At 54.3% G+C, this 11577-nt stretch carries 9 protein-coding genes and 7 tRNA genes; 1 reads left to right on the forward strand and 15 read right to left on the reverse strand.

The window, feature by feature from the left end; genetic code table 11:
• Positions 1-17: 17 nt before the first annotated feature.
• The 3 genes from ybeY to miaB form a co-directional block, all read right to left on the reverse strand.
• Complete coding sequence (gene ybeY, locus RS584_RS06165) at positions 18-485, reverse strand: rRNA maturation RNase YbeY (RefSeq protein WP_003858677.1); 468 nt, start codon at positions 483-485, stop codon at positions 18-20.
• Positions 482-1528: a PhoH family protein gene (locus tag RS584_RS06170; RefSeq protein ID WP_003858674.1), complete on the reverse strand. Its 1047-nt coding sequence runs from the start codon at positions 1526-1528 to the stop codon at positions 482-484. The genes ybeY and RS584_RS06170 overlap by 4 nt, the downstream gene beginning before the upstream one ends.
• A gap of 163 nt (positions 1529-1691) precedes the next feature.
• The gene (miaB, locus tag RS584_RS06175; protein ID WP_315749107.1) at positions 1692-3116 is read right to left on the reverse strand and encodes a tRNA (N6-isopentenyl adenosine(37)-C2)-methylthiotransferase MiaB; all 1425 of its coding nucleotides are present in this window, start codon (positions 3114-3116) and stop codon (positions 1692-1694) included.
• 135 nt (positions 3117-3251) lie between these two features.
• Between miaB and ubiF the strand changes: the two genes are divergently transcribed.
• Positions 3252-4427, forward strand: a complete 1176-nt coding sequence (ubiF, locus tag RS584_RS06180) for a 3-demethoxyubiquinol 3-hydroxylase (RefSeq protein ID WP_003858670.1) — start codon at positions 3252-3254, stop codon at positions 4425-4427.
• A gap of 114 nt (positions 4428-4541) precedes the next feature.
• On the opposite strand, the gene RS584_RS06185 is transcribed toward ubiF, so the two are convergent.
• The 12 genes from RS584_RS06185 to nagB all read right to left on the reverse strand — a co-directional run bounded on the left by RS584_RS06185 (position 4542) and on the right by nagB (position 11407).
• A tRNA-Gln gene (locus RS584_RS06185) sits at positions 4542-4616 on the reverse strand.
• A 34-nt stretch (positions 4617-4650) separates the two neighbouring features.
• Positions 4651-4725: transfer RNA gene (locus RS584_RS06190), tRNA-Gln, on the reverse strand.
• Positions 4726-4766: 41 nt separating this feature from the next.
• A tRNA-Met gene (locus tag RS584_RS06195) sits at positions 4767-4843 on the reverse strand.
• 17 nt (positions 4844-4860) lie between these two features.
• Positions 4861-4935 (reverse strand) — tRNA-Gln (locus tag RS584_RS06200).
• A gap of 32 nt (positions 4936-4967) precedes the next feature.
• Positions 4968-5042: transfer RNA gene (locus RS584_RS06205), tRNA-Gln, on the reverse strand.
• A 23-nt stretch (positions 5043-5065) separates the two neighbouring features.
• Positions 5066-5150: transfer RNA gene (locus tag RS584_RS06210), tRNA-Leu, on the reverse strand.
• An 8-nt stretch (positions 5151-5158) separates the two neighbouring features.
• Positions 5159-5235: transfer RNA gene (locus tag RS584_RS06215), tRNA-Met, on the reverse strand.
• A 225-nt stretch (positions 5236-5460) separates the two neighbouring features.
• Positions 5461-7125, reverse strand: a complete 1665-nt coding sequence (gene asnB, locus RS584_RS06220) for an asparagine synthase B (RefSeq protein ID WP_015571128.1) — start codon at positions 7123-7125, stop codon at positions 5461-5463.
• Between the two features lie 250 nt (positions 7126-7375).
• Entirely contained in the window at positions 7376-8128 is a 753-nt protein-coding gene (nagD, locus tag RS584_RS06225) for a ribonucleotide monophosphatase NagD (protein ID WP_003858667.1), read from the reverse strand.
• Positions 8129-8173: 45 nt separating this feature from the next.
• Complete coding sequence (locus tag RS584_RS06230; protein ID WP_315749108.1) at positions 8174-9394, reverse strand: N-acetylglucosamine repressor; 1221 nt, start codon at positions 9392-9394, stop codon at positions 8174-8176.
• Between the two features lie 8 nt (positions 9395-9402).
• Complete coding sequence (nagA, locus tag RS584_RS06235) at positions 9403-10551, reverse strand: N-acetylglucosamine-6-phosphate deacetylase (protein ID WP_315749109.1); 1149 nt, start codon at positions 10549-10551, stop codon at positions 9403-9405.
• 55 nt (positions 10552-10606) lie between these two features.
• The gene (gene nagB, locus RS584_RS06240) at positions 10607-11407 is read right to left on the reverse strand and encodes a glucosamine-6-phosphate deaminase (RefSeq protein WP_003858663.1); all 801 of its coding nucleotides are present in this window, start codon (positions 11405-11407) and stop codon (positions 10607-10609) included.
• Between the last annotated feature and the right edge of the window lie 170 nt (positions 11408-11577).

Consider the following 11577-nt stretch of genomic DNA (forward strand, 5'->3'; position numbering starts at 1 on the left):
TGGTAGTCAGTGACTGACTATTCTTTCTCGGCAATGTACGGATCCTCATAGCCCAGAGCAAGCATTATCTCTGTCTCGAGGGATTCCATCTCTTCCGCTTCGTCATCTTCAATATGGTCGTAACCCAGAAGATGCAGGCTACCGTGCACCACCATGTGTGCCCAGTGCGCTTCCAGCGGCTTTTGCTGCTCTTTGGCTTCCTGCTCAACCACCTGACGGCAGATGATCAGATCGCCCAGCAGCGGCATCTCAATGCCCGGAGGGGCTTCGAACGGGAAAGAGAGCACGTTGGTCGGCTTATCTTTCCCGCGGTAGGTCAGGTTGAGCTCATGGCTTTCTGCTTCATCCACCAGGCGAATCGTGACCTCTGATTCTTCCTGAAACTGGGGGATAACGGCATCCAGCCATTTCTGAAACTGTGCCTCTTCTGGCATGCCGGAATTATCTTCACAGGCCAGCTGTAAATCGAGGATCACCTGACTCATTTCTGTTCATGCTCCTGCGCTTCGCGCTTACGTTCTGCGGCCAGTTCGGCCCTGCGCTTCTGATCTGCCTCTTCCCAGGCCTCATAAGCGTTAACGATACGCGCGACGACCGGATGGCGTACCACGTCTTCACTGTGGAAGAAGTTAAAGCTGATTTCCTCTACCTCGGCCAGGACTTCGATGGCGTGACGCAGACCCGATTTGGTGTTACGCGGCAGGTCAATCTGGGTGACGTCACCGGTGATAACCGCTTTCGAGTTAAAGCCAATACGCGTCAGGAACATCTTCATCTGTTCGATGGTGGTGTTCTGGCTCTCATCCAGAATGATGAACGCGTCGTTAAGCGTACGGCCACGCATGTAGGCCAGCGGAGCAACTTCAATCACGTTACGCTCGATGAGCTTTTCAACTTTCTCGAAGCCGAGCATTTCGAACAGCGCGTCATACAGCGGGCGCAGGTAGGGATCTACTTTCTGACTCAAATCGCCCGGCAGGAAGCCCAGTTTTTCACCGGCTTCAACAGCAGGGCGGGTCAGCAGGATACGGCGGATCTCCTGACGCTCGAGCGCATCGACCGCAGCGGCAACGGCCAGATAGGTTTTACCCGTACCCGCCGGACCCACGCCGAAGGTGATGTCGTGGTCGAGAATGTTGGCGATGTACTGTGCCTGGTTCGGGGTACGAGGCTTAATCACGCCGCGTTTAGTTTTGATGTTGATGGCTTTGCCATAGTCCGGCACGCTCTCCGCGCTCTGCTCAAGCACGCGTGCCTCTTTGATGGCCAGGTGGATCTGTTCAGGTTCAATATCCTGGATCTCTCCGCGCATCGGGGCGGTATCAACATACAGGCTGCGGAGAATATCCGCCGCGGCGTTGACGCAGATTGGGCGTCCGGTGAGTTTGAAATGGTTATCGCGACGATTGATTTCGATACCCAGACGTCGCTCCAGTTGTTTGATATTGTCATCAAACGGCCCGCACAGGCTCAGCAGGCGAGCGTTATCTGCGGGCTCAAGGCTAATTTCACGCGTATCTATGTTCAAACTGTTCCTCTTTAATTGGTTAACTGACCTGTGGCCACACGGCGTAATAAAACGGTCATTACCGAAATTATTCACGCCATAGAATAAAGGCGCAAGCGTTGCGGTAGATATTGGGGGCGATGAGAGGAAATACAAGGCCTGCCGGACAGGCAGGCCAGAAGGATCAAGGCTGGTAAATACCCACGCCAGATTCGTTGACTTTGCGGGTGCGAGAGATAACGGATTCCGGCGTCTCGGCAATACGCAGACCCATTTCGTCCTCAGTGCGTACCACCTTCCCGCGCAGCGAGTTCGTGAGTACTTCGACAATCTCGACGTCCACAAACTTACCGATCATGTCCGGGGTGCCTTCAAAATTCACCACGCGGTTATTTTCGGTTCGACCAGACAGTTCCATGACACTCTTACGGGAGGTGCCTTCCACCAGAATACGCTGGACAGTGCCGAGCATACGACGACTCCAGGCGTTGGCCTGCTGGTTGATACGCTCCTGTAGAATATAGAGACGCTGCTTTTTCTCTTCTTCCGGCACATCGTCAACCATATCGGCCGCAGGGGTGCCCGGGCGCGCAGAGAAGATAAAGCTGTAGCTGACGTCGAAATTCACCTCGCCGATGAGCTTCATGGTGTGCTCGAAGTCATCAGCGGTTTCGCCAGGGAAGCCGACGATAAAGTCGGAGCTAATCTGGATATCCGGGCGCGCTTCACGCAGCTTGCGGATGGTGGACTTATACTCGAGCACCGTATGTGGACGCCCCATCAGGTTCAGCACGCGATCAGAACCGCACTGGATCGGCAGGTGCAGGAAGCTCACCAGCTCTGGCGTATCGCGATAGACGTCAATAATGTCGTCGGTAAATTCCATCGGATGGCTGGTGGTAAAGCGAATGCGGTCGATGCCGTCAATCGCCGCCACCAGACGCAGCAGTTCAGCAAAGCTGCCGGTGGTGCCGTCGTAGTTTTCCCCGCGCCAGGCGTTCACGTTCTGACCCAGCAGGTTCACTTCACGAACGCCCTGCGCGGCAAGCTGCGCGATTTCAAACAGGATATCGTCTGCCGGGCGGCTCACTTCTTCACCGCGGGTATAAGGCACCACGCAGTAAGTACAGTATTTGTTGCAGCCTTCCATGATGGAGACGAAGGCGGTCGGGCCATCAGCGCGCGGCTCAGGCAGACGGTCAAATTTCTCGATCTCCGGGAAGCTCACGTCAACCACCGGGCTACGGCTGCCGCGAACCTGATTAATCATCTCAGGCAGGCGGTGCAGGGTCTGAGGGCCAAAAACGATATCCACATAGGGGGCTCTCTGGCGGATCAGCTTACCTTCCTGCGATGCGACGCAGCCACCCACGCCAATGATCAGGTCCGGATTTTTCCGTTTGAGAAGCTTCCAGCGGCCTAACACATGAAAGACTTTTTCCTGTGCTTTTTCACGAATTGAACAGGTGTTCAGCAGCAGCACATCGGCTTCTTTCGCATTTTCAGTCAGCTGGTATCCGTGGGTGGTATCCAGCAGATCGGCCATCTTCGATGAATCGTATTCGTTCATCTGACAGCCCCAGGTTTTTATATGGAGTTTTTTAGTCATCGACTTGCTCAGCTCAGGATTGCAAGCCGCGTATTGTAATGCTTTGGTGCGGTTGTGACCAGTATGAAGGTTGTCAACCTCAGGGCCGCAAAAATCCGGTAAACTTAAGGTATTCTTCAATAAGGAATAGTGACCATGACACTCCTGAACACCGAAGTTGCCGTTGTTGGCGGCGGTATGGTCGGCGGCGCACTGGCGCTGGGGCTGGCGCAGCAGGGATTTGACGTAACCGTTATTGAACAGGCGGCTCCGCCGGCATTCGATCCTGCCAGCCAACCGGACGTGCGTATTTCCGCCATCAGCGCGGCCTCTGTTGATCTGCTTCGCGGGCTGGGCGTCTGGGAGGCGGTGCTGGCGATGCGCGCGCACCCATACAGCCGTCTTGAAACCTGGGAGTGGGAAAATGCTCACGTGTCGTTTGATGCCGCCGAGCTGAAACTGCCGCGCCTGGGCTATATGGTGGAAAACAACGTGCTCCAGCAGGCGCTCTGGCAGGCGCTGGAGGCGCACCCGAAGGTGACGCTGCGCGTTCCGGACTCGCTGAAAGGCCTGCATCGTCATGAGGGCGGGTATCTCCTGACGCTGGACAACGACGATGAGCTGGCCGTGAAGCTGGTGGTAGGGGCAGATGGCGCGAACTCGCAGGTCAGGCAGATGGCAGGCATTGGGATCCATGCCTGGCAGTACCAGCAGTCCTGCATGCTGATCACCGTTCAGTCAGAAAACGCGCCGGGCGAAAGCACGTGGCAGCATTTTACGCCGAACGGCCCGCATGCATTCTTACCGCTGTTTGATAACTGGGCTTCGCTGGTGTGGTACGACAAACCGGCGCGCATTCGACAGTTGCAGGGGCTGTCCATGGATCAGTTGCAGCGCGAAATCCGCCAGCACTTCCCGAGCCGTCTGGGCAACGTGACCCCGGTTGCCGCCGGCGCATTCCCGCTGATGCGACGCCATGCGTTACAGTATGCCCGTGAAGGACTGGTGCTGGTGGGGGACGCGGCGCACACCATTCATCCGCTGGCGGGGCAGGGGGTGAATCTGGGATACCGTGACGTCGATGCGTTACTGGATGTGCTGGGTAACGCTCGCGCCCACGCGGAAGCCTGGGCCAGCCATCAGGTACTGAAGCGCTACCAGACGCGCCGTATGGCGGATAACTTCATTATGCAGTCGGGGATGGATCTGTTCTATGCCGGGTTCAGCAATGATGTTGGTCCGGTGCGTATAGTGCGCAATATTGGATTGATGGCGGCGGAGCGTGCCGGTGGGCTGAAGCGTCAGGCCCTGAAATACGCCCTCGGACTCTGATCTTTATTCCCTCTCCCCGTGGGAGAGGGTTAGGGTGAGGGCATCAGGCCGCACTATTCTGAACAACAAAAACAAAAACAAAAAAGCCCGCAGAGCGGGCTTGTTTGTTTTAAGTGGCTGGGGTGCAGGGATTCGAACCCCGGAATGCTGGTATCAGAAACCAGAGCCTTACCGCTTGGCGACACCCCAATTGCGTTAAACAAACTGCTTAACGACTTTAAAGTGGCTGGGGTACGAGGATTCGAACCTCGGAATGCCGGAATCAGAATCCGGTGCCTTACCGCTTGGCGATACCCCAACAATGTTCAGTTTACCGAATCGTATTCGATAACATAAATATGGTGGCTACGACGGGATTCGAACCTGTGACCCCATCATTATGAGTGATGTGCTCTAACCAACTGAGCTACGTAGCCAGTACTGCAATCTTCGATGGCTGGGGTACCTGGATTCGAACCAGGGAATGCCGGTATCAAAAACCGGTGCCTTACCGCTTGGCGATACCCCAATACCGCGGAGAACCGCATAATCGAAGAAATATGGCTGGGGTACCTGGATTCGAACCAGGGAATGCCGGTATCAAAAACCGGTGCCTTACCGCTTGGCGATACCCCATCCGTGCAACGCTTACCTGGGAATGGTGCGGGAGGCGAGACTTGAACTCGCACACCTTGCGGCGCCAGAACCTAAATCTGGTGCGTCTACCAATTTCGCCACTCCCGCAAAAAAGATGGTGGCTACGACGGGATTCGAACCTGTGACCCCATCATTATGAGTGATGTGCTCTAACCAACTGAGCTACGTAGCCATCTTTTTTTCGCGTTACCTTATCGGCGTTGCGGGGCGCATTATGCGTATAGACCCTTGCAGCGTCAACACCTTTTTCAATGAAAATAGCCGGAATGTGACTGTTTGGTTAGGTTGCGAACAGCGAGGCCGAATATTCGACAATTATTGGTTATTTATCGTTTTTGACGGGGGAAAAGAGAGGCAAAAAAATCAGGCCCCGGAGGGCCTGATGATACTCTGAACATTATTTATAGGCAGACTGGTGAACGCCCACCGCGCGTCCTGACGGATCGTTCATCGCTTTGAATGATTCATCCCATTCAATGGCTTTAGCAGAAGAGCAGGCGACCGATGGGCCACCCGGTACGCACTCTGCTGCGCTTGGAACCGGGAACAGCTCCTCAAAGATCTCACGGTACAAATACGCTTCTTTCGAGGCTGGCGTGTTGTACGGGAAACGGAAGCTCGCAGTTTCCAGTTGTTGATCAGAAACCTGTTTCGCCGCCACCTCTTTCAGGGTGTCGATCCAGCTGTAACCCACGCCATCCGAGAACTGCTCTTTCTGACGCCACGCCACGCTCGCCGGCAGGTAGGATTCAAAACATTCACGCAGGATATGTTTCTCCATTTTGCCGTTGCCGCACATTTTGTCCTGCGGGTTGATGCGCATCGCCACATCGAGGAATTTCTTATCGAGGAACGGCACGCGGGCTTCCACACCCCAGGCGGACATCGCTTTGTTGGCGCGCGCGCAGTCAAACATGTGCAGCGCCTGTAGCTTACGCACCGTTTCTTCATGCAGCTCTTTGGCGTTTGGCGCTTTGTGGAAATAGAGGTAACCGCCAAACACTTCGTCAGAACCCTCGCCGGAGAGCACCATCTTGATGCCCATCGCTTTGATCTTCCGCGACATCAAATACATCGGCGTGGAGGCGCGAATGGTGGTCACATCATAGGTTTCAATGTGATAGATCACATCGCGGATCGCATCCAGACCTTCCTGTACGGTGAAGTGAATTTCATGGTGCACCGTGCCGAGATGATTTGCCACTTCCTGGGCGGCTTTCAGGTCAGGTGCCCCTTCCAGACCCACGGCAAAGGAGTGCAGCTGCGGCCACCAGGCTTCAGAGCGCTCCTGATCTTCCACGCGACGTGCGGCGAATTTCTTGGTGATCGCGGAGATCACGGAGGAGTCCAGACCGCCGGAGAGCAGTACGCCGTAAGGTACGTCTGACATCAGGTGGCTTTTCACTGACTCTTCCAGGGCCTGACGCAGTTCGGCTTTGTCCGTCACGTTGTCTTTCACCGCCTCATAATCAAACCAGTCGCGCTGGTAGTACGGGCGGATCTCGCCGTCTTTACTCCACAGGTAGCTACCTGCCGGGAACTCTTTGATGGTGCGGCACACCGGTACCAGGGCTTTCATCTCTGAGGCAACGTAGAAGTTGCCGTGCTCATCGTGACCCATGTACAGCGGGATAATACCGATATGGTCGCGGCCAATCAGGTAAGCGTCTTTTTCGCTGTCGTACAGGGCGAAGGCGAACATCCCTTGCAGGTCGTCGAGGAACTCCGGGCCTTTCTCCTGATACAGCGCCAGGATCACTTCGCAGTCTGAGCCGGTCTGAAACGCGTAGCGATCGCCGTACTCGGCGCGCAGCGCCTGATGGTTGTAAATTTCACCGTTAACAGCCAGCGCGTGCGTTTTTTTCTCGTTATACAGCGGCTGTGCGCCAGCGTTGACATCAACAATGGAGAGACGTTCATGAGCCAGAATCGCTTTATCGCTGGCGTATACGCCTGACCAGTCCGGACCGCGATGGCGCATCAGGCGGGACAATTCGAGTGCTTTTTTACGCAGTTCGCCCGCGTCAGTTTTAATATCCAGTACGCCAAAAATAGAACACATAACCTTCTCCGTTAACCCTGTTGCGTTGTGATGTTGCTTGCTTATGAAAATGCCGCAAAAGGGGGAGGGGGCGCAAGCGTTTTACCGATGAAAACGTAAAAAGTGCAATGGCAATTGCCGAATCTTAAAAAAAGAGTATGTGTTAAGCGATATTATTGATGATTTCTCAATGAAGGGCTGATTTCGTTAGATGAAGTGATGTTTTCAGACGGCAGAAATGAAAAACCACGCCCTGAGGCGTGGTTCTGAATCAAATAACGTCGATTTCGTCGACAGAGGGGTAAATCCAGCTTGGCCGGAACGGCATCGTATCAATGTCATCAAGCTGTGAAACGCCAGAAAGCACCAGGATGGTTTCAAGCCCCGCCTGGAAGCCAGCCAGAATATCGGTACGCAGGTTGTCGCCCACGATGACGGTTTCTTCTGAGTGTGCCTGCATCGTATTCAGTGCGGCGCGGATGATCCACGGGCTCGGTTTACCGACAACAAACGGCTTACGACCCGAGATTTTTTCGATACCGGCGCACAGCGCACCGCAGGCGGGATAAAAACCACGACCGTGCGTGTCCGGGTTGGTGGCGATAAAACGCGCACCGTTGGCGACAAAGTAGGCTGCCTTATGCATCATCTCCCAGTTAAAGGAGCGCGTTTCGCCCACGATGACAAAGTCCGGGTTCACGTCGGTGATGGTGAAGCCCGCTTTATACAGCTCGTGGATCAGCGCACCTTCACCAACGACATAGGCTTTTTTGCCTTCCTGACGCTTCAGGAAATCCGCGGTCGCCATCGCAGAGGTATAGAACACGCTGTCCGGGACGTTGACGCCTGCGGTAGCAAAGCGGTTTGCCAGATCCTGACCAGTCTGTGAAGGGTAGTTCGTGAGAAGAACCAGTGGCATTCCTTTGTCGATGATGCGGTGAAGAAACTCCGCAGCACCCGGCACGGCAACGTTGTCGTGCATCAGCACGCCGTCGATATCACAAATTACATTCTTAATGGTCATGGACAATCCGACATCAAAAAAAGAAGGCGTTACTATAAGGTCCGATCAGGATTCCAGCAAATGTTGCAGCAGGATCCCGTTGAGCATGGCACGTTTTACCAGGGCGAATGCGCCAATTGCCGAGCGGTGATCGAGCGTAGATCGCACCACCGGCAAATTCTGGCGAAATGCCTTCAGCGCCTGGGTATTGATGCAGCCTTCAATGGCGGGCAGTAACATTTTTTCGGCTTCAACGATCTCGCCGGCAATCACCACTTTTTGCGGATTAAACAGGTTGATGGCAATGGCGATGGTCTTACCCAGGTGGCGTCCTACCTGTTCGATCACTTCGCAGGCCAGCGCATCGCCTTTGTTTGCCGCTTTGCAGATGGCGCCGATCTTACAATCGTCCAGCGTGACGCGGCTCTGGTAACCCTGCTCCAGCAGATGGCGAACGCGATGTTCAATGGCGGCATTGGCGGCAACGGTTTCAAGACAGCCAAAGTTACCGCAGTGGCAACGCTCGCCAAGCGGTTCCACCTGGATATGACCAATCTCGCCTACGTTACCGTTACGACCAATAAAAATGCGGCCATTCGAGATGATGCCCGCACCTGTACCACGGTGAACGCGCACCAGAATAGAGTCTTCGCAGTCCTGGCTCGCACCAAAGTAGTGCTCCGCCAGCGCCAGCGAGCGAATATCGTGACCAACAAAGCAGGTCAGCTTGAAGCGCTTTTCCAGCGCCTCAACCAGCCCCCAGTTCTCTACCTTAATATGCGGCATGTAGCGAATAACGCCGCTTTCCGGGTCAACCAGGCCGGGCAAAATCACCGAGATGGCGATGAGTTCACGGATCTTGCGCTGACAGCTTTCGATGAAATGCGCAATGGTATTCAGCAACGCGTGTTCAAGCGTCTCCTGCGTGCGCTCAGGAAGGGGGTAGTGTTCTTCGGCAATGGCCTTGCTGCTCAGATCGTAGAGCGTAAGCGTGGTGTCATGACGTCCTAAGCGAACGCCAATGGCCTGAAAATTGCGGGTTTCCGTGACGATGGAAATCGCGCGGCGGCCCCCGGTGGAGGCCTGCTGATCGACTTCTTTGATCAGGCCGCGCTCAATAAGCTGACGTGTAATTTTTGTCACGCTGGCGGGAGCAAGCTGGCTTTGTTCGGCTATCTGAATGCGTGAGATTGGCCCGTGCTGGTCAATCAGGCGATAAACCGCCGCGCTGTTAAGTTGTTTAACGAGATCGACATTACCGATTTGAGCTTGTCCGCCTGGTGTCATACTTTTACTTACTCAGTGACGACCTCGTTACCATTAACGATGGTCTTAATAATTTTATAATCGTGTGTGAACGCCGTCAGGTTTGCAACCATACCTGGCGCAATACCGCCGAGCTGTTTATCGACGCCAATGGCGCGCGCCGGATAAAGCGTGGCCATGCGCAGCACTTCCTCAAGCGCGATGCCGCAATGTTCAACGAGGTTACGTACCCCTTCGATCATCGTCAGAGAAGAACCGCTCAGCGTGCCGTTCTCATCCACACACAGTCCATTCCGGTAGTATATTGTTTTACCAGCAAAAATGAACTGCTCAATATTCGCTCCTGCCGGAGCGGTAGCATCCGTCACCAGGCAGAGCTTGTCGCCTTTCAGACGCTTGGCGTTGCGGATGTTGGTGTAATCGACATGCAAGCCGTCGGCGATAATGCCGCAGTAGACGTCTGGTTCATCCAGAATTGCGCCAACCAGTCCCGGTTCGCGGCCAGTAATATAGGGCATCGCGTTATAAAGGTGTGTGGCAAACGTAATGCCTGCGCGGAAACCGGCCTTCGCCTCTTTCAGCGTCGCGTTCGAATGGCCCGCAGACACCACAATCCCGGCGGCGGCCAGTTTGCTGATAACGTCCGTGCCGGTCATTTCCGGGGCCAGCGTTACTTTGGTGATCACATCGGCATTGGCGCACATGTAATCCACCAGCTCGGCATCCGGTTTGCGCACGTAGTTTGGGTTATGGGTGCCTTTCTTGACCATATTCAGCCATGGTCCTTCCAGGTGCAGGCCCAGCGCCTGATTCGGATGTTTTGCCAGGTATTTGCGCATGACGCGGATACCCTGTTTCATCAGGTCATCGCTGCTGGTGATCAGCGTTGGCAGATAGCTGGTGCAGCCCGATTTCTCGTTGGCTTTTTGCATGATTTCCAGCGTTTCAACCGATACCGCCTCTGCGGTATCGTTAAACTGGACACCGCCGCAGCCGTTGAGCTGTAAGTCGATGAAACCGGGGGAGATTACTGCTCCATTGAGGGAACGCTGTTCGATCTCCGGCGGCAGTTCCGCCAGCGGGCAAACACGTTCAATCAGGCCATTGGCGATTACAATCGCATGGTCATCCAGAATTTCATGGCCGGTATAAATCCGACCGTGGGTTAAAGCGTACATATCGACCCCCGGTTAAAAAAGCGACCGCCCCGGATATAAAGAGGCGGTTATTCAATTACAGACCTTTGATGTTCTCAGCTTCCAGCTCGTTGAAGTATTTCAGCGTTTTCACTTTCAGCTCCATGGTGGACGGTTCGTCACACACGACAACCGCTTTTGGATGCAGCTGTAAGCAGCTGATCGTCCACATATGGTTCACGTTGCCTTCAACGGCAGCCTGAAGCGCTTGCGCTTTCACCGCGCCCAGCACCAGAATCATCACTTCTTCGGCATCCAGCAGCGTGCCCACGCCTACGGTCAGCGCGTATTTAGGCACCTGATTGACGTCGCCGTCAAAGAAGCGGGAGTTAGCCACGCGCGTATCATGGGTCAGCGTTTTAATACGGGTACGGGAAGCCAGTGAAGATGCCGGTTCGTTGAACGCGATATGACCATCATTGCCTACGCCGCCCATAAACAGGTGGATTTTACCGTAGGAACGGATTTTTTCTTCATACTGACGGCATTCTGCGTCAATATCAGGCGCGTTTCCATTCAGCAGGTTAATGTTTTCAGCCGGAATATCAACGTGATCGAAGAAATTACGGTGCATAAAGCTGTGGTAACTTTCCGGATGTTCCTTCGGCAGGCCGACATATTCGTCCATGTTGAAGGTCACAACGTGTTTAAAGCTAACCTGGCCCGCTTTGTGCATTTCAACCAGAGCTTTATACGCGGTCAGGGGCGTGCCACCGGTTGGAAGACCGAGAACGAAAGGACGATCGGCTGTTGGTTTGAACGCGTTGATGCGATTAACGATATGACGAGCAGCCCATTTTCCGACTTGTTCAGCTGTTGCCAGGGGAATCAGTCTCATTATTCACCTCTAAAGTTTAAGTAAAAGTGGGCGGATGATTAGTGCAACCTGAACTAAGCGTAACCTGGAACCTTTCAGGCCGGATCAATCCGTCTTGATTTTTTGAATGATAAAATAAGTTTTCGTCGTTAGCCAGTGAAAGGGAGGGTTTAATACGATATTTGGTGACA

It is taken from the genome of Enterobacter sp. DTU_2021_1002640_1_SI_PRY_ASU_LCPMC_013 (genome assembly GCF_032389435.1).
Lineage (GTDB): Bacteria > Pseudomonadota > Gammaproteobacteria > Enterobacterales > Enterobacteriaceae > Enterobacter > Enterobacter hormaechei_C.